This window comes from Methylibium sp. (assembly GCF_965279545.1).
Classification (GTDB): Bacteria; Pseudomonadota; Gammaproteobacteria; order Burkholderiales; family Burkholderiaceae_C; genus Methylibium.
Window position 1 is genome coordinate 953,116 of record NZ_OZ257250.1, and the last position, 25,158, is coordinate 978,273.

At 69.7% G+C, this 25,158-nt stretch carries 22 protein-coding genes; 19 read left to right on the top strand and 3 right to left on the bottom strand.

What is annotated here, in order from left to right; translation table 11 throughout:
- Positions 1 to 160: 160 nt before the first annotated feature.
- Positions 161 to 937: a PEP-CTERM sorting domain-containing protein gene (locus ACQY9S_RS04485; protein ID WP_428423363.1), complete on the top strand. Its 777-nt coding sequence runs from the start codon at positions 161 to 163 to the stop codon at positions 935 to 937.
- Positions 938 to 1,453: 516 nt separating this feature from the next.
- On the opposite strand, the gene ACQY9S_RS04490 is transcribed toward ACQY9S_RS04485, so the two are convergent.
- Genes ACQY9S_RS04490 through ACQY9S_RS04500 form a run of 3 tightly spaced genes read right to left on the bottom strand, consistent with a single transcriptional unit; the run spans position 1,454 to position 4,228 of the window.
- Positions 1,454 to 2,098 carry a hypothetical protein gene (locus ACQY9S_RS04490; RefSeq protein WP_428423364.1) on the bottom strand — a complete coding sequence of 215 codons (645 nt, stop codon included), beginning with the start codon at positions 2,096 to 2,098 and terminating at the stop codon, positions 1,454 to 1,456.
- The gene (locus tag ACQY9S_RS04495) at positions 2,095 to 2,709 is read right to left on the bottom strand and encodes an exosortase/archaeosortase family protein (RefSeq protein WP_428423365.1); all 615 of its coding nucleotides are present in this window, start codon (positions 2,707 to 2,709) and stop codon (positions 2,095 to 2,097) included. Before ACQY9S_RS04495 ends, ACQY9S_RS04490 begins: the two co-directional genes overlap by 4 nt.
- A 40-nt stretch (positions 2,710 to 2,749) precedes the next feature.
- Complete coding sequence (locus ACQY9S_RS04500; protein WP_428423366.1) at positions 2,750 to 4,228, bottom strand: esterase-like activity of phytase family protein; 1,479 nt, start codon at positions 4,226 to 4,228, stop codon at positions 2,750 to 2,752.
- Positions 4,229 to 4,587: 359 nt separating this feature from the next.
- Between ACQY9S_RS04500 and ACQY9S_RS04505 the strand changes: the two genes are divergently transcribed.
- The 18 genes from ACQY9S_RS04505 to ACQY9S_RS04590 all read left to right on the top strand — a co-directional run bounded on the left by ACQY9S_RS04505 (position 4,588) and on the right by ACQY9S_RS04590 (position 25,148).
- Positions 4,588 to 5,853 carry a glycosyltransferase WbuB gene (locus ACQY9S_RS04505; protein ID WP_428423367.1) on the top strand — a complete coding sequence of 422 codons (1,266 nt, stop codon included), beginning with the start codon at positions 4,588 to 4,590 and terminating at the stop codon, positions 5,851 to 5,853.
- Between the two features lie 77 nt (positions 5,854 to 5,930).
- On the top strand, positions 5,931 to 8,774 hold the full coding sequence (locus tag ACQY9S_RS04510) for a hypothetical protein (protein ID WP_428423368.1): 2,844 nt from the start codon (positions 5,931 to 5,933) through the stop codon (positions 8,772 to 8,774).
- A 119-nt stretch (positions 8,775 to 8,893) separates the two neighbouring features.
- Complete coding sequence (gene gspG, locus ACQY9S_RS04515) at positions 8,894 to 9,310, top strand: type II secretion system major pseudopilin GspG (protein ID WP_428423369.1); 417 nt, start codon at positions 8,894 to 8,896, stop codon at positions 9,308 to 9,310.
- Positions 9,311 to 9,338: 28 nt separating this feature from the next.
- Entirely contained in the window at positions 9,339 to 10,526 is a 1,188-nt protein-coding gene (locus tag ACQY9S_RS04520) for a type II secretion system F family protein (RefSeq protein ID WP_428423370.1), read from the top strand.
- On the top strand, positions 10,523 to 12,235 hold the full coding sequence (locus ACQY9S_RS04525; protein WP_428423371.1) for a GspE/PulE family protein: 1,713 nt from the start codon (positions 10,523 to 10,525) through the stop codon (positions 12,233 to 12,235). The genes ACQY9S_RS04520 and ACQY9S_RS04525 overlap by 4 nt, the downstream gene beginning before the upstream one ends.
- Complete coding sequence (locus ACQY9S_RS04530; RefSeq protein ID WP_428423372.1) at positions 12,216 to 13,061, top strand: hypothetical protein; 846 nt, start codon at positions 12,216 to 12,218, stop codon at positions 13,059 to 13,061. The genes ACQY9S_RS04525 and ACQY9S_RS04530 overlap by 20 nt, the downstream gene beginning before the upstream one ends.
- Positions 13,058 to 13,594: a PilN domain-containing protein gene (locus ACQY9S_RS04535; RefSeq protein WP_428423373.1), complete on the top strand. Its 537-nt coding sequence runs from the start codon at positions 13,058 to 13,060 to the stop codon at positions 13,592 to 13,594. Before ACQY9S_RS04530 ends, ACQY9S_RS04535 begins: the two co-directional genes overlap by 4 nt.
- A 25-nt stretch (positions 13,595 to 13,619) precedes the next feature.
- Positions 13,620 to 14,171 (top strand): hypothetical protein, encoded by a 552-nt coding sequence (locus tag ACQY9S_RS04540; protein WP_428423374.1) that lies wholly within the window; start codon positions 13,620 to 13,622, stop codon positions 14,169 to 14,171.
- A gap of 4 nt (positions 14,172 to 14,175) precedes the next feature.
- Positions 14,176 to 14,709: a hypothetical protein gene (locus ACQY9S_RS04545; RefSeq protein WP_428423375.1), complete on the top strand. Its 534-nt coding sequence runs from the start codon at positions 14,176 to 14,178 to the stop codon at positions 14,707 to 14,709.
- Positions 14,706 to 16,712: a secretin N-terminal domain-containing protein gene (locus ACQY9S_RS04550; RefSeq protein WP_428423376.1), complete on the top strand. Its 2,007-nt coding sequence runs from the start codon at positions 14,706 to 14,708 to the stop codon at positions 16,710 to 16,712. Before ACQY9S_RS04545 ends, ACQY9S_RS04550 begins: the two co-directional genes overlap by 4 nt.
- Positions 16,709 to 17,227 carry a type II secretion system protein gene (locus ACQY9S_RS04555; RefSeq protein WP_428423377.1) on the top strand — a complete coding sequence of 173 codons (519 nt, stop codon included), beginning with the start codon at positions 16,709 to 16,711 and terminating at the stop codon, positions 17,225 to 17,227. Before ACQY9S_RS04550 ends, ACQY9S_RS04555 begins: the two co-directional genes overlap by 4 nt.
- A complete protein-coding gene (locus ACQY9S_RS04560; RefSeq protein ID WP_428423378.1) occupies positions 17,224 to 17,625 on the top strand; it encodes a type II secretion system protein in 402 nt (133 codons plus the stop codon). Before ACQY9S_RS04555 ends, ACQY9S_RS04560 begins: the two co-directional genes overlap by 4 nt.
- 114 nt (positions 17,626 to 17,739) lie before the next feature.
- On the top strand, positions 17,740 to 18,513 hold the full coding sequence (gene epsA / locus ACQY9S_RS04565) for an XrtB/PEP-CTERM-associated transcriptional regulator EpsA (RefSeq protein WP_428423379.1): 774 nt from the start codon (positions 17,740 to 17,742) through the stop codon (positions 18,511 to 18,513).
- Positions 18,514 to 18,892: 379 nt separating this feature from the next.
- Positions 18,893 to 19,459: a VPLPA-CTERM sorting domain-containing protein gene (locus ACQY9S_RS04570; protein WP_428423380.1), complete on the top strand. Its 567-nt coding sequence runs from the start codon at positions 18,893 to 18,895 to the stop codon at positions 19,457 to 19,459.
- Positions 19,460 to 19,583: 124 nt separating this feature from the next.
- Entirely contained in the window at positions 19,584 to 21,881 is a 2,298-nt protein-coding gene (locus tag ACQY9S_RS04575) for a tetratricopeptide repeat protein (protein WP_428423381.1), read from the top strand.
- Positions 21,857 to 22,411 (top strand): type II secretion system protein, encoded by a 555-nt coding sequence (locus tag ACQY9S_RS04580; RefSeq protein ID WP_428423382.1) that lies wholly within the window; start codon positions 21,857 to 21,859, stop codon positions 22,409 to 22,411. The genes ACQY9S_RS04575 and ACQY9S_RS04580 overlap by 25 nt, the downstream gene beginning before the upstream one ends.
- A 328-nt stretch (positions 22,412 to 22,739) precedes the next feature.
- Positions 22,740 to 23,567 (top strand): VPLPA-CTERM sorting domain-containing protein, encoded by an 828-nt coding sequence (locus tag ACQY9S_RS04585; protein WP_428423383.1) that lies wholly within the window; start codon positions 22,740 to 22,742, stop codon positions 23,565 to 23,567.
- Positions 23,568 to 23,684: 117 nt separating this feature from the next.
- On the top strand, positions 23,685 to 25,148 hold the full coding sequence (locus ACQY9S_RS04590; protein ID WP_428423384.1) for a hypothetical protein: 1,464 nt from the start codon (positions 23,685 to 23,687) through the stop codon (positions 25,146 to 25,148).
- Positions 25,149 to 25,158: the final 10 nt, after the last annotated feature.

Below are 25,158 nucleotides of genomic sequence, written 5' to 3' on the forward strand. Positions count from 1 at the left end.
CCTTCCGGGGGGATGCGGCCTCGGGCATGTCACAGCCGATTCGCCCCGCCCGGCTAAGGTCGGCAACGTCGGGAGAGGGCTGATCGTCGACGCCGACCAGTCAGAGATAGCCAAGTCATTTTTCGGTCGCACTTCAAAGATCAATCTCGGGAGATTCGTCATGCTCGCTACAAGGAACCGGCTGGCGCTCGCGCTGGCCTCCACCGGTCTCGCACTGGGCTTGGCTGCACCGGCGGCCCAGGCTGCACTGGTCACGCAGTGGAACTTCAATTCCAACCCCGCAGACGGCAACACCGCCACGGGCAAGACGACGCCCAGCCTGGGCAGCGGCACGGCCAGCCTGGCGGGCGGCGTCACCGCAATCTTCGCCAGCGGCTCTGCCAGCGGCGGCTCGAGCGATCCTGCTTCGAGCGCCGACAACAGCGGCTGGCAGACCACCGGCTACGCCGCCCAGGGCGTGGGCAACAAGACGCGCGGCGTGCAGTTCAACGTCAGCACGGTCGGACTGCAGAACATCTCCATCGGCTACGACCTGCGCCACAGCAACACCAGCTCGCAATACGAGCAGGTCCAGTACTCGCTCGACGGCACGAACTACGTCGACGTTGCCAGCCCGTTCCAGGGCAACAGCGGAGACACCTGGTTCAACGGCCGCTCGGTCGACCTCTCCAGCATCGCCGGCGTCAACAACAACGCCAGTTTCGCCTTCCGCATCGTCAGCGCGTTCTCACCGACCACCGGCGCCTACGTGCCTTCGGCACCCAGCGGCAGCAGCTACGCCGGCACGGGAACCTGGCGCTTCGACATGGTCAGCGTCTCCGGCACGGCCCTGCCCGCTGCCGTGCCGGTGCCCGGAGCGCTGCCGTTGTTCGGCAGCGCCTTACTGGCCTGGGGGATCTCGATGCGGCGCCGTCGCCAGGACGGCAAGGACGCTTGATATCAGCTCGCGTTCAAACCTGTCAAATTGCCCGGCGTCCTTCGGCTCCTTGTGGCCGGCTCGTGTGCGAGGGGTTGCTGAGGTTCGAAGCGTCCGCCGGCCAGCCGCCTGCTCATACCGAGCGGTGCTGACGAGGCCGCCGGGCGAGCGGCTTCACTCATGTCCCCCGGCGTCGGCCTGGAGGCCGACCCCTCCTCCTTTACTTCGCTACGCCGCTCACCCGACGCCCTCGCCAGCACTCAGCATTGCCGCTTGCACAGGCCGTCAAACCCCGGTGGGCCGCGGTGTTGGCAGCGCTGGGGCGGGTTGCTGTGTGGAGTGAAGTAAAGGAGGAGGGCCGGGCGGTAGCCCGGCACGGGGGACATGAACGCAACACAGCGACCCGGCACGGCGCCCCCGCTGACATTGAACGGTCAGCGTTCCAGACAAAGACTCCGAACACTGCAACCAGCACTGGCCCAAGCTTCAATCGGATGCGTTTGAATGCAATGCCGCATGAGGCTCGGGCCGTAAGGGCTAGGGCCGTCGTGACCGGGTGCGCGCCTCCCGCAAGCGCGCGGCCGCGGCGCCCAGGCCAATGGCGGTCAGCCCGGCGGCCAGTCCGAGCGTGAGGCGGCCGCCGCCTTCGAGAAACTGGGCCCACGCCATGCCCGGCGAGAGGCTGTCCGGCGCGACGGCGTATTCGTACAGGTCGTGCAGCTCGGCCAGCAGCAGCAGCGGCAGGTCGAACAATGTTGCCAACGCCAGCAGCGCGACGCCGGCTGCGCCGCGCGCCGACGCAGCGACGAGCTTCGCGCCGAAGCCGCCTTGCGGCAGCGGCCAGGCGCAGATCAGCGCGAGGCCCAGCACCCAGGGCTGAAGCAGGTGCCCCGCGGGGGTGCTGACGCGCGCCCGCCGCCGCGGGTCGGGCAGGACCACGTGCTCGCCGACCAGCAGCGTCTTGCGCAGCACCGCGATCAGGCGGATGGCCCGGTCCGGCCCGACCTGCGCCTGCGCGAGATCGACCACCTCGAAGCTGCCGTCCAGCCGCGCGATCTCCCAGTGCAGCACGGGCAGGAAGGCTGCGGTCAGTCCGGGGCCCCAGCGCACGGCGACCGCCAGCCACAGCCCCAGCGCCAGCAGCAGGCGCAGCCCCAGGCGGGCGGTGGCGCCGGCGTTCAAGGCCGGGGTGCCGGCGCGCGCGGCGTCGCTTGCGCCGGCGCAATCCAGAGCATGAAGAACAGGCCGCTCAGCGCGATCATCACCACCGGCGCGATCAGGCCGTGCAGCAGATCGAAGCTGGCACGGTCGGCACGCAGCGCATGGAACAGCACCAGGATGCGCGCCTGATTGAGCCCGAACACCAGGCCGGTTGCCAGCACCATGCCCAGGGCCCGGCGCGCCGCGGGCATGGGGAAGGCGAGCAGCGCCGCCCACAGCAGGAAGAGGACCTCCGTGCCTTCGCAGCCCGACAGGATGTTGATGCCGCCGCCGGGCGCCGCGATGCGCGAGCCGGCGGCCTGCGCGCCGGCCTGCGGCCAGCTCAGCTTGACCAGCCAGGCGCCCGTGCGCACGGTGCAGTCGTCGATGACCCAGCGCTCGAGCGCACTGCCGCGGGCCCAGGTCCAGGCCGCATGCAGGGCGCCGAAGGCGAGCAGGAAGGCCAGCGTGTCGCGCAGCGGGCGGGGTGCGCGCGGTGGGCGCGCCGCCGGCTCGGCCGCACGGTAGCCCTGGCTGAGCCCGTGCAGCGCCGGAAAGTCCGCGCCATCGGCGCCGCGGGGCGAAGCCACCATGCGAAGCGGTGTACCGCGCCCGCTGAACAGGTGCCGCCGTTCAGCGCGCCTTGCGCCGCCGCGACACGACACCGAAGCCGCCCATGCCGAACGCCATGAGCGCCCAGGCGGCGGGCAGCGGCACCGGCGCGGCGATCTCCTGCGCGCTGTAGTTGAGCGCGAGGCCGCCGTCGCCGTTCAGGTGCACCGCGTCGCCGTCGATGCCGAAGACGTAGAAGTAGTTGTTGTTCACCGCGCCGGCGCCGGTGACGAAGTCGTTGTCGTTGGTGATCACCAGGGTGTGCTTGAGCACGCCGTTGACCATCACGTCCTTGCCGAAGGCCATGCCTTCGATCTTCGAGGGCAGGCCACCGGCCACCGGGTCGGTGCCGGTCCACAGGCCGTACTTGCTGGTGCCGTCGGCGTTCTTGGCCAGCAGGTCGAGGAACACGGTCTTGGTCGGCGTGGTGACGGCGCCGAGGGTGGCGACGCCGCTCACGTCGCTGAGCCCGGGCTCGTTGAGGTCGATGGAGAAGATCTTCTTGAACTTGTTGTTGCCGCCATCGCGCTCGTCGACCAGGAACTGGTGGTCGTTGACGGCGAGGATCTCGCTGATGCCGTACGAGTTCTTGTCGAGCTTGTAGGCGTACTCCTTGGTGCTGCCGGTGGCGATGTCGATCACCACGATGCGCGTGTTCAGGCCGGACTCGCCGCCGTCCTGCAGCAGCGGGTTCTGCATGATGCCGACGAGCTTGCTGCCGTCGGGCGTGATCGCCAGGCCTTCCATGCCCTTGTTGGCGACCCGGCCCACCGGGTTGACGGCGGTGTTCTTCTCGGTGGTGCCCATCGGGCTTTGCGTTGCCACCGCGTAGTGCGAAGGCAGCGTGAAAGTCTTGATGCGCGCGCCCGTGGCGCGGTCGAACTGGTAGACGAAGGGGCCGTACTCGTCGGTGATGAAGACGCTCTTGCCGTCCTTCGAGACGCGCGCGCCTTCGGGGTCGAAGCGGCCGTTGCTGGCGTCGGTCGACGCGAGGCCGGCAGCGAAGTTGTCCGAGCGGCCACTGAAGTAGTCCTTGCCCGCCGTGTTCAGCGACGGCGCGCCGGAGCTCGAGCCCGGCGAGGTCGCGCTGCCGTAGCTCAGCGGCGACGGCGAATACAGCAGCGTGGTCGCCGTGAGCGTGGGGGCGAGCGTGGCGATGGCGCCAGGGGCCAGCGTGTAGCTGTTCGCCAGGCCGAGATCGAAGGTCTGGAAGCGGCTGATGTAGGAGGTGGTGTTGTCGATCGACGCGTTGTAGCTGGACGCGTTGGGCCCGCGGTCCGGCGTGGCGATGAAGGTGTTTCCCCCTGCATAGGCGATGGCCGAGCCGAAGCCGCCGAGCAGGCTGGCCGAAGCGCCATCTTCCAGCGCGTAGTTCAGTCCGGACAGGTCCGACGTCGCCGGGCCGAACGAGCCGATGGCGATGGTCTGGATGGCGGCCTGAGCCGGCAGCGTCAGCGCGGCAGACGCCATGCAGGCGAGGATCGTGAGAGGACGTGGCATGAAGCGGGCACTCCGGCGGTGAGGGGAGAAAAATTCCAGCGAGTTTCGCGCGGCAGCATGTCAGGGCGATGCTGATCATGCACCGTGCCCCGGCCCTTATGGGGCAGCCCGCCTGGCGCTGCGAAGTCGGGCAGGCGGCAGGCTCGTTCGGACTATGGCGCTTGACACGACGGGGTCATGCCCCCCGGGCAAGCTGCACAGCGTCGCAGAGCGGAACGATCGAGACGAGGCAAATGAGGCCCGCTCGCCGCCTCGGCAAGAGGATCGCGCAAGCGGCGAATGGGGGGCTCCGGTGGGACGCGACCTCGCTGCGCGTGTGCGTTCGTCCCGATCCGCTGACCCTGCGCCGCCCACACACCATGCGTATCCTGCTGCTGAGTCTGAATTTCGCGCCGGAGTTGACCGGCATCGGCAAGTATTCCGGCGAAATGGCCGAGCGGCTCGTCGCCCGCGGCCACGAGGTCACGGTGGTTTGCGCGCCGCCCTACTACCCGCAGTGGAAAGTGCACAAGGACTACTCGGCCACCGGCTACCAGGTCGAGCGCCCGAAGCCCGGGCTGACCGTGCACCGCTGCCCGGTGTGGGTGCCGGGGCGTGCCAGCGGCGCCAAGCGGCTGCTGCATCTGGCGAGCTTCGCACTGTCGTGCCTGCCGGTGATGCTGTGGCTGGTGTTGTGGCGCCCTGCCGTGGTGTTCGTGGTTGCGCCGGCCTTGTTCTGCACCCCCGTCGGCTGGCTCACCGCGCGCCTGTCGGGCGCCAAGGCCTGGCTCCACATCCAGGACCTCGAAGTCGATGCCGCGTTCGAACTCGGTCTGATGACCGGCAAGATGCCGCGCCGCGTGTTGCTGGCCATCGAGCGCTGGGCGATGCGCCGCTTCGACAAGGTTTCCACGATCTCCCGGCGCATGCTGAGAAAGCTCGCGGCCAAGGGCGTGCAACTCGAGAAGGCCGAGATGTTTCCCAACTGGGTGGATGTGGAGTTGATCCGCCCGGTCGACGCGTCACCCGAAATGCGCGCATCGCTGAACATCGGGCCGGAGCAGATCGTCTGCCTGTTCTCGGGCACGATGAACCGCAAGCAGGGGCTGCCGGTGCTGATAGAAACCGCGCGCCAGCTGCGCGACCGCAGCGACGTGGTCATCGTCATCTGCGGCAACGGCGAGCTGCGTCCTCCGCTGGAAGAGCAAGCCGCAGGACTGGACAACGTGCGTTTCATGGACCTGCAACCGGCGGCCCAGTTGAACGCGCTGCTGAACATGGCGGACATCCACCTGCTGCCGCAACTGCGCGGCGCGGCCGAGCTCGTCATGCCTTCGAAGCTGACCGGCATGCTGGCCAGCGGCCGGCCGGTGGTGGCCGCCGCCGACCCGGGGACCGAGATCGCCTCCATCGTTTCGGGGCGTGGCCTGATCATCGAGCCCGAGAGCGTGGACGCTTTCGCCGCGGCCATCACCCAGTTGGCCGCCGACCCGGCGCTGCGCCGTGACTACGGTGCGGCCGCGCGCAGCTATGCCGAGCGCGTGCTCGACTGCGACGGCGTGATGAACAGCCTCGATCTGAAGCTCCAGCAGGTCTGCGACCCGATGTCCTTGCCGCTGGCGACCGGCCCGCAGCGCAGTCTTTGAAGACCGGAGTGCTTTCCCCGCGGTCTGCGCAGCGGCGCGCCGGGTGCGTGACGCGGGGAGGGCGCCTTGGCTTGGCGATGGCGCTCGCAGGCTGCGCTTTGCTGCCCGGCCTGCCGGCCTGGGGGCAGGGCCTGCCGGCGAGCGCCGTCGACCGTTCGGTCATGAGCTTCGACCGCTTCGAGCCCTTCGGTGAAAAGCAGGCCGAGCGCCTCGCCAAAGCCCGGGCGCTCGGCCGTTTCGGCAAGGACTCCGGCCTCATCGGCAGCTTCGACTACGACTTCACCGCGGCGGCTGCGGGCTGGTACGAGCTGCTGGTGCAGGGCAGCGGCGGTGGGGTCGAATTCATCCTCGATCCGGATCACGGTGGTCCCGGCCTGCACGGCGATCTCATCGCCGGCGTCAACGGCTCGCGCCGCGGTTTCGACAAGATCGGCAACCTGTGGCTCGAGCAGGGTGCCCACACCCTGCGCCTGCGGCGTCGCGCATGGAGCGGTTTTCCCGATGCCGGCCGCGTGCTGCTGCGCCCCTCCGATGCCTCGCTGGCCAAGAGCCTGCGCATCACGCCCGGTGAGCGCAGCTTTCATCGACTCGGGCGGTGCGAACCGCTGGTGGTCGCCAGCGGCCGGCGGGACGTGCCGGCACGCCTGACGATCCTCGTTCGAACGCCGGCGACCGTGACGCCAGGCGCGTCGGTGCAGCGCATCGAGCTGGTCATCCCCGCTTCCGCGGGACTGTTGCGCCAGACCGTGGCACTGCCCTGCAGCCGTGAAGGCGTGCATGCGGTGACGTTTGCGGAGAACGGCGTGCCCGTCGATCCCTTCGAGCTGCGCTCGCTGGAGTACGAGGTGGTCGATGTCGACACGCCGGCCGCGCCGCTGGCCGGCCGGCCGCTGAGCCTGGTCGAAGAGATCGACGCGAGCACGCGCGAGCCCGATTTTTCCGGCGCAGGCGACGACCGGCGTGTGCGCAACGGCAAGCTCGCCTACCGCGAGTCCGGCGATCGCGGCTGGATTCCGTTTCAACGCCTGCCCGAGGCCGTGCGCGCGCTTGCGCCCGAGCCGGGGTGGTTCGCTTACCGCCTGAAGCCGCTGCGCCCGCAGCAGCCCTACCTGGTCGAGGTCGAATTCCCGGACGATGCCGAGCGCAGCTTCGCCGTCGCGCTGCGCGAGAGCGAGACGCTCGCCTACCCGCTGTCATCGGGCGCCGATACCGGCCGCGAATACGGCCTGTCCAACGGGCTGCAGCGCTTGCGGCTGTGGTTCTGGCCGCGCACGCCGAACCCGCGCATCGTGGTGCTCAACGCGCTCGACGGCAAGCGCGCGGCGGTGTCGAAGATCAGCGTCTTCCGGGTCGACGACGGCGCGCCCTCGCGCGTGCCGCCTCCCGCCGCGCCGTCTGCAGGAGTACCGCGCCGCCAGTACCTCAGCTGGTATGAGGAGGGCACGAATTTCAGCGGCTTGTACGGCGCGCCGGACGGCGGCTTCGGCGGCACGCGCGTGGCCATCGACCGCTGGGCGCAATTGCTGAAGGACGCCGGTGGCACGACGCTGATGCCGAGCGCGGCGGTGTACTCCTTTTCGCTCTATCCGGCGGCCAACGACCCGGTGTTTGCCGCGGCGCCGGGAGACGATGTGCTGCGGCGCCTGCTGCTGGCGGCCGAGAAGCGCGGCCTGCAGGTGATCCCGGAGCTGCACCCGCGGGCCGATCAGCTCGGTTTCGCCCACGCCGATGCGCCCGACCCCAAGCCGCAGCTGCTGGTCTCGCGAGACGGCAAGACCAATCCCGCCTACCGCAATCCCCTCTTCCCGCCGAATCAGGACTGGTATGTCGAGCTCGCCGGGGAGATTGCCGACCGCTACCGCGACTCGCCCGCCCTGCAGGGCATCGCCCTGCGGCTGATGCCGTGGGCCAATGCGGCGCTGAACAATTTCGTTTCGCTCGACTGGGGCTATGACGACGCGAGCGTCCGACAGTTCGATCACGACACCGCGGCGCACCTGCCGGCGCGCCTGCTGCGCCCGATCGAAGGCCGCGACGGGCTGGCAGCCGAGCGCTACGGGTGGCTGATGAAGAACGCCCGCGAAGCGTGGATCGCCTGGCGCTGCGAGCGCGTGGCACAGCTCCACGGGCGCGTGCTGGATCGTATCCGCCGTGCCCGGCCCGACCTGCGATTGTTTGCTTCGGTGTTCGCGTGGGGGCCGCAGGGCACGCTCGAGGAGCTCCGGCAGGCGGGCATCGACCCGGCGCGGCTGCAGCGCATCGACGGGCTCACGCTGATCAACGCGCAGTACACCTACGGACGGCGCGACCCCGACGCGGCGCACAACGAACGGCAGTTGCGCCGCCTCACCGATCCCGGGCCGCTGGCGATGCTGGCCGGCGCTCCCGGCCAGGCGCACTTCCTCACCAGTGCGGCCTACTTCGAGGCGACCGATGCCATCGTGAAGCCGGAGCGGCTGGGCTTCGACAAGGCCACCCGCAGCACCTGGATGTCCACGGCGGCGTCACCGGCCGGCCGCAACGCGCTGCAGCGCCTGGCATTGCCGCTGGCCCGCACGGATGCGCAGATGCTGGGCGACGGCGGCAACATGTACACGCTGGGCCCGCCGGCCCTGCAGGAGTTCCTCGCGGAGTACACGCTGCTGCCCGCCGAGGCCTTCGTGCGGCGCAGCGCGGCCGGCGATGCGGTGGCCGTGTGGTCGCGTGCGCATCCCGGGGCACAGCCGGATGGCGAGCTGTTCTATGTGGTCAACACCGAAGCGCGGGCGGTGCGCAAGCGGCTCGCGTTCGAGGGACGAGGCGACTTGTTGCGCCTGCGCTCGGGCCAGCCCCTGGCCTTGCTGCACGGCACGCACGAGCTCGAGCTGCAGGCCTACGAGCTGGTCGTGCTGCGGGCCACCGGGTCGTTGCGGCTGCGGTGACGTGAGCGGTCGCGGTTCACTGGTGCGTCATATTGTTTCTCGATACTTCGCTGTTGCATCGCATCGCCATCACGATGCTCACAGGTGTGTCATTGCCGCAGTTCTCCATTCGAACAACGATGTACCCATTGAATCGAAGCCGAGGCTTCACGCTGCTCGAACTGCTGGTGGTGATGGTGATCATCGGGCTGCTGGCTGCCTATGTCGGCCCCAAGTACTTCTCGCAGATCGGCAAGTCCGAGGTCAAGACGGTCAAGGCGCAGATCGTCGGCCTGGAAAAGGCGCTCGAGCAGTACCGGCTGGACGTGGGCAGCTACCCCAGCACGGAGCAGGGCCTGGCCTCGCTCTTCACGCGGCCGGCGAACGCGGCCAAGTGGGACGGCCCCTACCTCAGCAAGAACGTGCCGCTGGATCCCTGGGGGCACGCCTACCTGTACAAGTTTCCCGGCGATCACGCGGAGTTCGACCTGAGCTCGCTGGGCCGCGACAGCCGCCCCGGCGGCGACGGGCTGGATGCCGACATCGGCAACTGGTAAGTCACCCGCCGCGGACTCGAGCGAACCCATGCAGTACGCCATCAAGGCCGTGCGAAGGCTGCAATCCGCGAGCCTGACGGTGGAGGCCGCGGACCTGCCGGACGCGCGGCGCCAGGCCGAGCGCCAGGGCTATGCGGTGATGGAGATCCGCGCTGCACGCCGCTGGCCGGGCCTGCTGTCGCCGCGTGCCGCCGACTTCCCGCTGCTGCAGTTCAACCAGAGCCTGCTGATCCTGCTGCAGGCCGGGTTGTCGGTGGTCGAAGCGGTCGAGACGCTGGCCGAGCGCGAGACCCGGGCCGACATCCGGCAGGTGCTCGCCCGCCTGACGGAGCATCTGAACAACGGCCTGTCCTTGTCCGCTGCGCTGGAGCGCCAGGGCGCGGTGTTCCCGGCGCTGTACATCGCCAGCGTGCGGGCCAACGAGCGGACCGGCGCGCTGAGCGAAGCCATCGAGCGCTTCATCGCCTACCGCTCGCAGTCCGAGCTGCTGCGCAAGCGCGTCATCAGTGCGGCGATCTACCCGGCCATGATCCTCGGCGTCGGCGCGCTGGTGATCGCGTTCCTGCTGTTCTATGTCGTGCCACGCTTCAGCCAGGTGTTCCAGGATCTCGGCGAGCGCATCCCGCTGATGTCGCGCCTGCTGCTGCAGTGGGGGACGTTCGTGCACAGTCATGGCGTCGCCGTGCTGTCGGCCGGCCTGGTCGGTGTGGGCCTGGCCGTGTATGCGATGAGGCGCCCGGCCGTGCGCGCCCTGCTCATGCGGCAGGTGCAGCGCCTGCCGCGCATCGGCGAGTACCTGCGCACCTACCAGCTGGCGCGCTTCTACCGGGCGCTGGGCATGCTGCAGCGCGCCGGCATGCCCATCATCACGGCGCTGGACATGGCGCTCGGCCTGCTGCCCGCTGCGATGCATGCCGCGCTGGCACGCGCCCGCCGCGACATCGGCGAAGGCCGGTCGATCTCGACGGCGTTCGAACAGAACGGCCTGACCACCGCCGTGTCGCTGCGGCTGTTGCGCGTGGGCGAGCGCACCGGTCGGATGGGCGAGATGCTGGAACGCTCGGCGAGCTTCCACGACGAGGACATCGCCCAGGCGATCGACTGGTTCATCCGGCTGTTCGAGCCGCTGCTGATGATCGGCATCGGCATCGTCATCGGCGTGGTGGTGCTGCTGATGTACGCGCCGATCTTCGAACTCGCCGGGAGCCTGCAGTGAACGCCTCGGTGGAGCAGGGCCTGCTGGCGCCCGCGCTGCGGCTGGATGCGGCGCAGGTGCGCGCCGCACGCGAGACGGCGCGGCGCGACCAGCGCCGCGTGAGCGACGTGCTCGAGGAAACCCTGTCGCTCACCCCCGACGGCTTGATGCGCGCACTGGGCCAGGCGCTGCACTACCCGGTGCTGGGCATCCAGGCGCTGGATGCGCTGGAGCCTGCCTTCGACCGGCTGCCCTACACCGAGTCGCTGACGCGCGGCTGCCTCGTCCTGCGCGAGGGCCCGCACGGCGGCGAGGACTTGCTCGTGGTCATCGCAGACCCGTTCGACGACGCGCTGCTGGCCTGGTGCGACGAGCGCCTGACCGGCGTGCGGCGCTGGGCCCTCGCGCATGCCGGCGACATCGCCGCCTACCTCGCGCGCCATGAAGAGTCCATGCGGGCGATCGACAGCGCGGTGCCGGCGCATGCCGCGGACGCGGCGGCCGGCAGCGCCATCGACGACCTGTCGATCCGCTCCATCAGCGAAGGCACCAGCGCCGTCGTCAAGCTGGTCCATTCGACGCTGTACGACGCGCTGAAGAGCGGCGTCAGCGACATCCACGTCGAATCGCACCTCAGCGGCCTGGCGATCAAGTACCGGCTGGACGGCACGCTCACGCAGGTGAGCGCGATCGAAGGCCGCGAGCTGGCCGAGCAGGTGCTGTCGCGGTTGAAGGTGATGTCCGAGCTGGACATCGCCGAGCGTCGCATCCCGCAGGACGGGCGTTTTCGCGTCAAGGCCTTCGGCCGCGAGATCGACTTTCGCGTCTCGATCATGCCGAGCATCCACGGCGAGGATGCCGTGCTGCGCATCCTCGACAAGCGCGCGCTGGCCGACCAGCTGACCGGCCTGCGCCTGGACGTGCTGGGCTTCGACGAGCCGGTGCTCGCGGCCTTCCGCCGCCTGAGTCGCGACCCCTACGGCCTGCTGCTCGTCACCGGCCCCACCGGCAGCGGCAAGACGACCACGCTGTACGCCGCGCTGTCGGAGATCAACCACGGCCACGACAAGATCATCACCATCGAAGATCCGGTCGAGTACCAGCTGTCCGGCGTCCTGCAGATCCCGGTGAACGAGAAGAAGGGACTGACCTTCGCCCGCGGCCTGCGCTCCATCCTGCGGCACGACCCGGACCGCATCATGGTCGGCGAGATCCGCGACCCCGAGACCGCGCAGATCGCCATCCAGGCCGCGCTCACCGGGCACCTGGTGCTGTCCACGGTGCACGCGAACAACGTCTTCGACGTGATCGGGCGCTTCACCCACATGGACGTCGACCCCTACAGCTTCGTCTCGGCCCTGAGCGGGGTGCTGGCGCAGCGGCTGCTGCGCATCAACTGCACCCACTGCAGCGGGCCGGTGGACGTGGACGCCGCCGCGCTGGAAGCCGCACGCATCGACCCGGCAGCGACCCAGGGCCGCACGCTGAAGGCCGGCAAGGGCTGCGGCAAGTGCCGTGGCACCGGCTACCGCGGCCGCAAGGCGGTGGGCGAACTGCTGCTGCTCGACGACAAGCTGCGCGAGCTGATCGTCGCGCGGGCTCCGGTGCGCCAGATCAAGCAGGCGGCGCGCGAGAACGGCACGCGCTTCCTGCGCGATGCCGCCGTCGATCTGTTCCTGCAGGGCCAGACGACGCTGGAGGAGGTCAACCGTGTCACGCTGGTTTCCTGAGACCGTGTGGCTGTGCCTGGGCACGCAGCAAGCCACCGGGCCGGCGGCACTGTCGACTCCACTCGCCACCGACCCGGCAGCGCCACCGGGCCCCGTGTCGCCGCGCCGATGGGAGGCCGCATGGGCCGGCCTGGAGCAGCAGCTCGACGCGCAGCGTCTGCCTGCGCGTGCGCGCCTGGGCTGTGTCGTGGCCGGCGAGTTCGTGCGCTACCGGCTCATCCCCTGGTCGGCCGAGTTCGCCGGCAGCGCGGCACGGGCCGCATTCGCGCGCCATTGCTTCGAGGAAACCTACGGCGCCGTCGCACGCGAATGGAGCGTGCGCCACAGCCAGCCCGGCTATGGTCGCGCCGCGCTGGCCTGCGCCATCGACACGGCGCTGGTCGAGCGGGTCCAGGCCGCGGCGGCGGCCCGCAAGCTCGCGCTCGTCGCGCTGGAGCCGGCGCTGATGCGGGCCTTCAACCTGGCGCGCCGGGAGCTCGTCCACCCGATGTTCTGGTTCGTGCTGCACGAAGGGCAGGGCGCGGGCAGTGCGCTCAGCCTGCTGTTGATGGCCGGTGGCGAGCCCCTGCATGTCAGGGTGCTGCAGTCACCGCTGTCCGACCTCGGCGTGGCGCTGGACCGCGAGTGGCTGCAACTGGGCATCGACGCGCCGCGGTGTCCGGTGTTCGTGGCCGGCGATGCGGCGGGCAGCGGCGCGGCGCCGAGTCCGCAAGAGCTCGCCTCGCTGCGCAGTGCAGGCTGGCAGGTCGCGGCCCCCGCGGCCGGGAGCGCAAGGCCGCCCCGGCCGGGCGTGCGGCCGGCGCCCGTCGAGCGGGTCGCGACATGAGCGCTGTGCCCCTGCGACTCGGCTTTCAGGCCGAGCCCCTGGCGCGCGGCCACTGGCCGGGGTGGCTGGCGCTCGTTCTGGCCGTCGGGCTGACCGCCGTGCTGGCCCGCCAGCACCTCGACACACAGGAACGGCTGGGGGCCCTGCAGGTGCGCAAGGACATCCTCGAGAAGCGCCTGCAGCCCGCGCGTGCGCGCGGCGCTGCCGCGCCCGATGCCGACACGGCGCGGCAACTGCGGCGCGCCAACCAGATCATCGACCAGCTGGCGCTGCCCTGGGACGAACTGTTCCGCGCGGTCGAGGCGGCCGATGCGCGCAGCCTCGGCCTGCTGGCGCTGGCGCCCAATGCGCAGGACCGGTCGCTGCACCTGAGCGGCGAGGCGCGCAGCGTGGCCGAGCTGCTCGCCTACGTGGACCGCCTCGCGGCCCAGCGGGGGATGAGCCAGGTTCACCTGCTGGACTACGAGACCGTCGTGCGCGACGGCAGCAGCGTCATCAGCTTCACGCTGGCGGCGAAGTGGCAGGCCTCATGACGGCGGCCGTCGCCGGGAGGCTCGCATGAGTCCGCTGGGGTGGCATGCCGAGCGCATCGCGCGGCACGCGGGCCTGCCGGGTTGGGCCGCTGCGCTGCTGTTGCTGGCCTGCCTGGCCGGCTGGCTGGGGGCGGAGCTTCCCGCGGCGCAGCGCGCTCAGGCGCTGAACACCGAGATCGAGGCGCTGGAATTGCGCCTGCGCGATGGGGGCGAGGGCCGGGCCGCGGCGGTCGACACGCCGGCCCGGCAACTCGAACGCTTTCGCGGCGGCTTCGGCTCGGCGGGCGACATCACCGCTTCGCTGGCCAAGCTCCAGTCGGCGGCCAAGCGCAACGCGCTGCAGCTCGACCAGGCCGGGTTCAAGCTCGCGGCCGACGCCGGCGAGCCCTTGCTGCGCTATTCCATCGAGCTGCCCGTCAAGGCCGACTACCGCGCACTGCGCCGCTTCATCCGCGACGCGCTGCGCGACCTGCCGGGCATGGCGCTCGAGGAGTTGAGCCTGCGCCGCGGCGAGGCCAAGTCGCCGGTGCTCGAAGCGCGCCTGCGCTTCGTGCTGTTCGTGACGCGGCGGGACTGAAGCCATGGCGCAGATGTCTCTTCGCCGCAAGCGGATCGCCGCCTTGATCGTTCTCGCCGGCAGCGGGCTCATCGTCGAGCGGCTGGTTGCGTTCGAGGCCGACGGCGACGCTGCGCAGGACCTTGCCACGCCGGTCGCGCCCGGGCGCGCCGATGCGCCGCGGCCCGCCGCGTCGACCGCCGCGACCGACCTGCGTTTCGACAAGCTGGAGACGCGCCGCGAGGCGCTGAGCTCGGCCCTGCGCGTGGCGCCGACCTTCGAGCCCAGGTCCTGGCAACCACCACCACCGCCGCGGCCGCCGCCGCCACCGCCGCCCGTGCCGGTGGCGCCGCCGTTCCCGTATGCCTACCTGGGCGGCATGTCGGACGGCGGCACGCGCACCGGCTTCTTCACCCGCGGCGACCGCGTGCTCCAGCTGCGCGCGGGCGACACCATCGATGCGGCCTACCGCGTCGAGACACTGACGGAAGCACAGATGCAGTTGACCTACCTGCCCTTGAACCAGACGCAGACCGTGGCGCTCGGAGGAGGGCGATGAGCGGGCCGCAGCGTTCGGCCTCGGCGCCACCGGGCCTGCGCCGGGCCTGCGTGGCGCTGGCGACGGCGCTGTGCCTGGGCGCCTGCGCGCCCGGCAGCGACTTCATCCGCCAGGGCAAGCAGATGATCGAGCAGGGCCGCGCCGAGGAAGGCTTGTCCGAGATCGAGAAGGGCGTGAAGGCCGAACCCGGCAACGCGTCCTACCGGATGCTGCTGGTCCGTCAGCGCGAAGCGCAGATCGGCACGCTGCTGAGCCAGGCCGACGCCGAGCGTCTGGCCGATCGACTGGACGAGGCCGACGGGCTCTACCGGCGTGCGCAGGCGCTCGCACCGGGCAACGGCCGGGCGAAGGCCGGGCTCGATGCGGTGCAGCTGGCGCGCCGCCAGCGCCAGCGCGTCGACGAAGCGCGCGCGCTGGCGGCCCAGGGGAGGCCCGACGAAGCGGCGCAGCGGTTGCGCGCCGTGCTGGCCGAGAACCCGCAGCACCCGGCCGCCCTGGCGCTCCAGCGCAGCCTCGCCGACGAGGCCGGCGAAGGGCCGGGTACCGCGGGCGTCGCCCCCCGGTTGAACACCGCGCTTCGCAAGCCGGTCACGCTCGACTTCCGCGACGCCAACCTGAAGGCCGTGTTCGAGGCGCTGTCGCGCAGCACCGGCATCAACTTCGTCTTCGACCGCGACGTGCGGCCCGACATCAAGGTCACGCTGTTCATCACCAACATGAGCATCGAGGACGTGATCGGCGTGATCACCGTGACCAACCAGCTCGAGCGCAAGACGCTGAGCGACAACACGGTGCTGATCTACCCCAACACGGCGGCCAAGCAGAAGGACTACGCCGACCTCATGGTCAAGACCTTCTACCTCGTCAACGCGGAAGCCAAGGGCGTGTTCGCGATGCTCAAGACGGTGCTGAAGACGCGCGATCTCTATGCCGACGAGAAGCTCAACAGCATCACCATGCGCGACACGTCGGCCGCGGTGCGGCTGGCCGAGAAGATCATCGCGGCGCAGGACCTGCCCGAGCCCGAGGTGATGCTGGAGGTCGAGGTGCTGGAGGTCAAGCGCTCGCGCTTCACCGAGATCGGCATCGACCCGCCGGGGCAGTTCACGGTGCTCAACATCGTGAAGAACCCGTCCACCGTGGTCTCCACGGCCACCGGCGCGACCACGGTGGTGGACAACACGCTGACGACCACCCAGCTCACGCTGAACCAGCTGCGCGGCATCAAGAACTCGCAGATCGGCATCGCCAACCCCTCGCTGAACCTGCGCGCCGAGAACGGCGACACCAACATCCTGGCCAACCCGCGCATCCGGGTGAAGAACCGCGACAAGGCACGCATCCTCATCGGCGACCGCGTGCCCGTCATCACCACCACGTCGACGATCAACGTCGGCGTGTCGGAGTCCATCAACTACCTCGACGTGGGACTCAAGCTCGACGTGGAGCCGAACGTGTTCCTCGACGACGAGGTCGCCATCAAGGTCGGCCTCGAGGTCAGCAACATCGTCAAGGAGATCAAGAGCAAGTCCGGTGCGCTGACCTACCAGATCGGCACCCGCATGGCGACGACCACCCTGCGGCTGAAGGACGGCGAGACCCAGGCACTGGCTGGACTGATCAGCGACGAAGACCGGCGCAGCGCGGCCGGCGTCCCCGGGCTCACCGACCTGCCGCTGGTCGGTCGCCTGTTCTCCTCCGAACGCAGCGACCACAACAAGACCGAGATCGTCCTGCTGGTCACGCCGCGCGTGGTGCGCAACATCTCGGGCAGCGCCGCGGCCCAGTACGAGTACCCGTCCGGAACCGAAGCCTCGGTGGGCGCACCGGTGCTGCGCCTGCATGGCTCGGGCAAGCTCGCGATGCCGCCGGCCGGTGGCCGCGAGGCGCCGGCGCCCGGCGAAGCGGCGCCGCCCCCGGAGCCCGAACCGGTGGCCGAACCGGCACCCGCGCCGCCGCTCGGCGTGCCCGGCCAGCCGCAGCCGCCCGCGCCGCCGCCATGACCCTGCGCCTCGCCCGGTCCCACCCGGCGGCACGCTCGCCGGGCAGGCGCCTGGGCGCCGGTTTCAGCCTGATCGAGTTGCTGATCACGGTGGCCATCGTGGCCACGCTGGCCGGCGGAGCGACGACGCTGGCGCAGCTCGCGGCCCGGCGCAGCCAGGAGCAGGACCTGCGCAGCGCACTGCGGCAGATCCGCGAAGGCATCGATGCCTACAAGCAGGCCGCCGACGCGAACCTCGTCAAGAAGGCCGCCGACGAATCAGGCTACCCGGCCTCGCTCGCCATGCTGGTCGAGGGTGTGGCGCAGGCGAACGACCCCAAGGGCCGCAAGATCTACTTCCTGCGCCGGCTGCCGCGCGACCCCATGGCCGATCCGGCGCTCGCGGCCGACGCGACATGGGGTCTGCGCAGCTACGAGAGCGGGCCCGACAACCCGCAGCCGGGGCGCGACGTGTTCGACGTCCACTCGCTGTCGGAGCGGATCGGCCTCGACGGCCGGCCGTACTCGCAATGGTGAGCGCGCTGTCCTTGCCGGCGCTGCGCCCGCGTGCGGGCGGCTTCACGCTGATGGAGTTGATGGTCGTCATGGCGATCATCGCGACGCTGCTCACGCTTGCCGTGCCGAAGTACCTGCACAGCCTGGAGCGCAGCCGCGAGGCCGTGCTGCGGCAGGACCTGAGCGTGATGCGCGACGCCATCGACAAGTTCGTGAGCGACCAGGGCCGCTACCCCGAAACCCTGGAAGAGCTGGCGGCGCGCCGCTACCTGCGCCGGGTGCCGCTCGATCCGATCACCGACAGTGCGGCGACCTGGGTCGCGCTGCCTCCACCCGAAGGTGAACGTGGCGGCGTCTACGACGTGCGCAGCGGCGCACCCGGCAACAGCCTCGCGGGGGACAGCTATGAGACCTGGTGAGAAGCCTTTGCCCGTGCCGGACCGCTTTTCGGTCCGGCCGCATTCCCCGGTGCGGGTCGAGTCCTCGCGACTTCGGTCGGCGCCCCTTCATTTGCCCTTGCACCAAAGCGCCCCGTGACTTCACCGATCAAGCTGGACGAAGACGACCGCCAGCGCTTCTCCGAGGCGGTGGAGGCGTCCTTCGCCGTGTCGACGCGGCAGCAGTTCTTCCTCTGGACACACAATGCGTTCCGGGCGCTGGTGCCGCACGAGATCCTCGTGTGCGGCATCGAGGACGGCTCGCGCGAGGGCATGGGCATGCACCGCTTCAGCGCCAGCCGCTATTTCCGCCAGGAACAGTTCGACGCGGTGTCGGACCCCTTGACCGGTTTGATCCCCCGGCTGACGACCGTGAGGCAACGCACCGGCCGGCCCGTCGTCTTCTGCCCGGCCGAAGACGGGCGGGCCCCGGATGCCGAACTGCTCGCCCTCGTGATGGGCAACGAGATGAAGAACCTGGCCGCCCACCTCGTCATCGGGGCCCGCGGTAGGCTCGATGCGTTCTATTGTTTTTCGCGCCTGTCGTGCCCTCTGGACCAGCGGCTCGGCTATGTGATCGAGCTGCTGGGGCCGCATGTGCACACGGCGTTCCTGCGGGTTCTGGCCGGAGAGAAGGAAGTGCAGAGCGCCAGCATGCAGCGCTCGGGTCGGCTCGTGACGCCTCGGCAGGAGGCCATCCTGCAACTGATCAAGCACGGCAAGACCAATGCGGAGATCGCGCTCGTTCTCGAGTGCAGTCCCTGGACCGTGAAGAACCATATCCAGGCCATCCTGCGCAAGCTCGACTCGAACACGCGCTCGCACGCCATCGCGCGTGCGATGAGCCTGGGCATCCTCCGCCCCGATTGATTTTCCTTATCCGCTGACGCGCGGGCCGCGGCCCGGCGCGCGCGCGGTGCCGCGCATGGCATGACAGTTTCATGTCGGTCCTGGCGCTGCGACCAGCCCGTACAGGCTTCTTGTGCCTGTCGGTGTGCGTTGCTACCGTCGGATCCACCGCAAGAGCCGACCCGGGACTAGTCCGATCAGGAGGTCTCGTCGGGTGCTTGCGACGCGCGTCGGACACATCGGTATCCGCTGTGTTTCAACAGGCCGGCCGCGCTCGTTTCCTTACCCGCAAGTGGTGGATACGGCGCGCGGGGACTCATCGATACGATGCGCCGCGTGCGCACCCACACATGCCACGCTTTTCACGCTTTCCCCAACTTTCCCACCACTCGAGGTCATCATGTTCATCAAGCTTTCACGTCGTCTGCTCATCGCCGCCCCGCTGCTCGTTCTGAGCCCTTTGGCCAGTGCCACGCTGATCACGTCGAGCGGCTCGCCGTTCAACACGGGTACGCCGCCGGCCCATGCGTCGGCCTTCGCGCAGACGGGCTGGCTCGGCAACAGCCTTTTCAAGAAGACGGCGCAGTCCACGCAGACCGCCGGCGGTCTGCTCTCTTCGTTGAGCGCCGTGCAGACGCAAGCGCCCGATGCAGGCAACCGGTTCGCGGCCATCACGGGCCAGCAGACACCGCTGGCGCTCGACCTGCGCACCTTCCACTGCAACCTGTGGAATCTGTTGACGGCAACGATTTCCCGAATCGGCGCGAGCGTTCCCGGCACCGTGGCGCAGGTGACCTTGTTCAGCTACGCCGAAATCAAGTTCTCCGCCCTCCCGGTCGATCCGCAGATCGCTCCCGTCCCGCTGCCGGCTGCCGCCTGGCTGTTCGCCACCGGCTTGTTCGGCCTGGGTGGTTTGCAGGCGCGCCGGCGTCGCGGACAAAAGACGATCGGTGCAACCCGAGGCTGAGGGACCCGGAGCGCTGCGTCCTCGACGGTTGTCGGTGGGTGCAGCGCCAACAAAGTGTCATCAGCGCTCCGCACAATCGCACGGTCGTTTCGCATCCTGCGAGGCTTTCGAGAGCAGCGAGCGCATGTCCTCCCCCGAACGTTCACGGCCCCTGGCCTCGTTGCTGCAGAAGCCCGCGCCCATCGACGAGCGGTCGAACGCACCGAGAGAGGTGCTGACGCAGGCGCAACACCACCTTTCATGCAATGCGCCGGCGCAGGCCGAGGCGCTGCTCCGCGCCCTGTTGCCGGAGCACGAGGGTTCAGCGGATCTGCAGCACTTGCTGGGCGTCGCCGCCTTGCTGAGCAACCGGCCCGATGCCGCGCTGGCGCATGTCATTGCAGCGATTGCGATCGCGCCCGAGCAGCCAGAATTCCATCTGAGCCACGGCCGCGTGCTCAAGGCAGCCGACGCGCTGGAGCCTGCGGTCGCCGCCTACCGGCGCGCCATCGAATTGCAGCCTCAGTTTGCCGAAGCCCAGGTGAGCCTGGGCATCGCCTTGAAGACCCTGGACGATCTCGATGGTGCCGTCGCTTGCTACCGGCGGGCCTTGGCGATCAACCCGGATCTGGCGGCCGCTCACGCCAACCTGGGCAACGCACTGGCACTGAAGGCGCTGCGCGACGCCGAGCCGGACCGGGCCGCACGGCCCAGCGACGAGGGCGAAGCCGCGCAGCGCCGCGCGTTGGCGCTCGAGCCGCGCAACGCGCATCTGCACAAGAACCTGGGTGTCACGCTGATGCGATCGCATCGCTACGCGGAGGCGGCACGTGCGTTCAACGAGGCACTTTCCATCGAGCCGGGCGAAGAAGACTGCTGCGTCCACCTCGGGCACTGCCTGCGCAAGCTGGCATGCGACGACCTCGCCCGCGAAGGCTTCGAGAAGTGGCTGCGCCTGAATCCGCCCAGCGCGCCGGTGCTGAACGCGCTGTCGGCCGTGCTCAACGACATGGGCCAGTCGGCAGCGGCGCTCCAGGCCGCGCACGACGCCCACGCGCTCGCACCGGACGCCTTCTCGTTGCAGCGCATCGCCGCTGCGCTGTCGCAGTCGCGCCGCGTCGGCGAGGCCCTGGAGCGCTTTCGCGAGTCGGTCGCGCTGATGGACCACCACCCCGGCGGCTACTCGGCCTACCTGATGACCTTGCTCTACCACGAAGAAGACCCGCAGGCCCTGGTCGACGCGCACGCCGCCTACGGCCGCGGGGCCGACTCCGGTGCGCCGCGTCCCGTGCCGCGCGCGCTGGCCGCGGGTGACCGGCTGCGCGTGGGCTACGTCTCGGGCGATTTCCGGCGGCATTCGGTCACCTACTTCGTCGAGTCCATCCTGGCGTGCCACGATCACGCGCGGTTCGAGGTGTTCTGCTATCACAACTGTGCCTTCGAAGACGATGTGACGGCGCGGCTCAAGAGCCTCGGACACCACTGGGTGGACTGCGCCGAGATGCTCGACGGCGACCTCGCCGCGCGCATCCGGGACGACGGCATCGACGTGCTCGTCGATCTCTCCGGCCATACCGCGCACGGCCGGTTGGCGCTGTTTGCGAGGCGGGTCGCGCCGGTGCAGATCGGCTACCTCGGCTACCCCACCGTCACCGGTCTGCCGGCCCTGGACTTTCGCATCAGCGACCGCGTGATCGACACCGCCGACCACCCGGCGCCCGCCGCCGAGGCGGTGCTGCATTGCCCGCACAGCATGTTCTGCTACCGCCCCGACGCCGAGCCGCCCACCGGCGAGCCGCCCGTGCTCGGCAGCGGTCGCGTGAGCTTCGGCTCCTTCAACAACATCGCCAAGCTCAGCGACCACACCCTGGGCCTGTGGGCGCAGGTGCTGCGCGCGGTGCCGGGGTCGCGCCTGTTCCTCAAGACCCGCTCGCTGGCCGAACCGGCCAACCAGGCGAACATCGCGCAGTTCTTCGAGGCGCAGGGCGTTGCGCCCGACCGCCTGGTGTTCAACCCCTGGCGGCCCGATCTGGTGAGCCATCTCGAGCTGTACCGCGAGATCGACATCGCGCTCGACAGCTTCCCGTTCAATGGCGCCACGACCACGTGCGAGACCTTGTGGATGGGCGTGCCCGTGGTGACCCTGGCCGGGCGCACCCACCCGTCGCGCATGGGCGCGTCGCTGCTGAGCGCCATCGGGCACAAAGACTGGATCGCCACCAGCGATGCCGAGTTCGTCGCCATCGCCACGCGTCTGGCGGCTGAGCCGCAGGCGCTTGCCGCCTGGCGCGCACAAGCGCGCACGCGGCTGCGTGCCAGCCCCCTGCTGCAGCCACAGGCCTTTACCAGGGCCTTCGAGGGCCTGCTGCTGGAGGCCTGGCAGCGCAGTGCTCCCGGCGGCACGCCTGCGGAGCCGACATGGCGCGTACCCGCACCCGCCTGAGGCCGCGGGCGGCAGGCTTCAGCTACGTGGGCGTGATGTTCCTCGTCGCGCTGCTGGGCATCACCTCGGCGGTCGCTTCCACGCTGTGGTCGGTGGTGGCGCAGCGCGAACGCGAGCGCGAACTGCTGTTCATCGGGCGCCAGTACCGCGCCGCACTGGAGCGCTATGCGGCAGGCGCGCCGCTGGTTGCGCCGGCGGGCGGGCTCGGCGGCGCGCCGCCGGCGGCGCCCACCTCGCTGGAACAACTGCTGCGCGACCCGCGCGTGCCCTTCACCCGGCGCTTCCTGCGCCAGCTGTACCCCGACCCGATGACCGGCAAGGCCGAATGGGGCCTGGTGTTGACGCCGCAGGGCGGCATCGTCGGCATCTACAGCCTGTCGCAGAAGAAGCCGCTGAAGAAGGCGGGCTTCGCACCGCGTGAAGCCTTTGCCGCAGCGCGCAGCTACCGGGACTGGGTCTTCGGCAGCGACGACGCCGTGCGCGGGGCCGCTGTGGCGGCTGGCGCGGGCTTGCCACCGCGCCTTCCCTGAGGCGGCGCTGCGCGCCGGTCGTGCGGCGCAACCCGGGACTAGCTCGTGCGGACTATGCAGCGCGCGGCTCACCGCAAGCCCGCGTCACACCCGGCCGCTAATGTCGTGGGCTGAGAAGGGGTGGGGTCCCGTGGCGCCGGAGGGAGGTGCGGACCGAGCCGAACGGGCCATGGCCGCCAGCTTCGTCCACCCATGTACGACACATGAGAAACCTACAGTGAATTGGTTCCCGGCACAGCGTGTGTGTGTCGTGATCGGGCCGGTGCATCCGACGGCTCAGCCTAGTTTTTTCGACAAGAGCAACCTTCTTCAACCAGGAGTGAGAGAGATGAAATTCAATCTGAAGATGATCGCAACGGCCGTGGCGATGATCGCCGCCAGCTCGGCGCACGCCGATCTGGTCAATGGCGCCACGGGCAGCGGCTCGCTGTTCCTGACCGCGTTCAACCAGTCCACCAACGCCTACTACGTGCGCGACCTGGGCTACACGCTCAACCAGTTCCTCCCCAGCAGCATCACGACCGCAGCCGGCGACGGCGCGGTGACCGGTGACAAGACGCCGACCGCCGGCCTGACCATCGACAAGACCACGAAGAGCAACTTCGCCGACGCGTCCTTCTCGACCTGGCTCGCCGGCCAGTCGAGCGCCGCGGACGTCCGCTGGACGATCGCAGCGGGCGACAGCGCTTCCGTCGCGGGCACCAACAATGTCAGCCGTGTCCTACTGACCGCCAACAATCCGGGTGCTTTCACGAATCTCGCCGTGACGACTGCCGTTGCGGCCTTCAACGCGATCGGCAGCGCCAACGCCCCCATGGGACTGTCGGCCACGGGCGCGGCCGTGCAGAGCAACGCCACGGACAACTTCGCTCAAGGTAGCGCGAGCCTCGGCCTGCTCGACAGCGCGCTGAGCGTTTACTACTACGTGCGCAGCCAGGGCACCCTGGCCAACGCGACTGCCTCCGTGGCGACCCAGTTCGGCAACGGCCTCAACTTCGCCACCTTCAAGCTCGCCAGCAACGGCGACGTGACCTATGCGCTGGCCGGCGCACCGGAAGCCGTGCCGCTGCCTGCCGCCGCCTGGATGCTGGGCTCGGGCCTGCTGGGTCTGGCGGGCGTTGGCCGCCGCAAGGCCAAGGCCAAGCTCGCTGCCTGATCCTGATCCGCTAGTCCCCTGACGCTCCGGCATCCCCGGGGCTCCTGCAAAGGGAGCCCCGGCCGGCGGAGCGCTGGGCGGAACACACCGTACAGACCCTCTTTTCTGGAGTTCACCATGAAGCTCAAGACCCTGACCCTGGCTGTTGGCGCCGCGCTCGGCACCCTGGCCGCCTCGTCCGTGTTCGCGGCCGGCCTGCTGCCGACCGACTACAACGCCACCACCACGCAAGACTTCTATGTGTCCGGCGCTTCCGCGCAGGACAACGGCATCCTCGGCATGGCCCGCGCGCTGTGCCTGGCCGGCACGATGTCGCACTACGCTGTCTCCAACAACAACATCTACTTCTGCTCGCCCGACGTGGGCGCCGGCACCGGCCAGATCAACCTGACCGGCGGCAAGACGAAGATGGCCATCTACAAGTACTCGGTCGGCGGCTCCGGCAGCGGCATCGCCCCGGTGGCCAACGGCAGCGCGCTGCCCTTCCTCGACCTGACCAAGCTGACGGTCGGCGTCGGCGGCAACTGCGTGACCGTGGCGCCCGACTTCACCGACACCGCCCTGCCGGCGTACACCAAGTACAGCTGCGCGGGCAGCAACATCACGACCAACCAGGTCACGAAGATCGGCTTCTCCGACGTGGAGCCCGAGTTCTTCGCCCCGGCCGCCACCACGGCCCTGCTCACCAAGAAGTCGGTCACGTCGCTGATCTTCGGCATCCCGGTCTCGCTGAAGGTGCGCAACAAGCTCCAGGCCTACCAGGGCAAGACGGTCGGCGGTGAAACCGAGGCCGACATGCCCAGCCTCACCAGCGCCCAGCTGACCACCATCTACACCCAGGCCGGCCAGACTTGGTCCGGCATCGGCTACCCGATGAACGTGGCGGTGGGCTCCACCGCCGCGCTGGCCGACGACGGCATCTACGTCGCGCGCCGCGTCAATTCCTCGGGCACGCAAAAGACCTTCGAAGCCCTGGCCGCCCGCTCCGGGAACGGCGAAGGCTTCAAGTCGTGCTCGGTCAACACCGACCCGTTCGTCAACAGCCCGAACGACACGGTCGGCGAACCCTTCGCGACCGCTTGCGGCACGGCCGTCGCTTCGACCGTGTTCGCCGGTTCGGGCGGCAGCGACGTCCGGAACTGCCTGATCACGCACGATGCCAACGGGCGCGGCGCTGTCGGTGTCATCACCACGGAAGAGAAGCCCGGTGCGGCCGCATGGCGTTTCGTCGCCATCGACGGCGTGGCCCCGACGCAGCGCAACACCGCCAGCGGCGCATACCGCCTGTACACGGAAAATACCTTCCAGTACAAGTCGGCCACCAATGTCGGCAACTACGCCCTGCTGATCTCGAAGTTCGCGTCGGACCTGAACAACCCGGTCGTCATTGCCCAGCTGGACAGCGCCTACACGCAGACCTGGGGCCGCGGTGGCCTGCTGGCCCTGGTGAGCAACCAGGCGGCACCGAACCCGGTGGTCATCACGACCGACGCCGCGGTTGCTGCCAGCCCGATCAACCCGTGGACCAAGATCACCGCGAGCGGTCTCAACAACTGCCAGAACCCCAAGCTGTTCAACTGAGCCTGCGCGG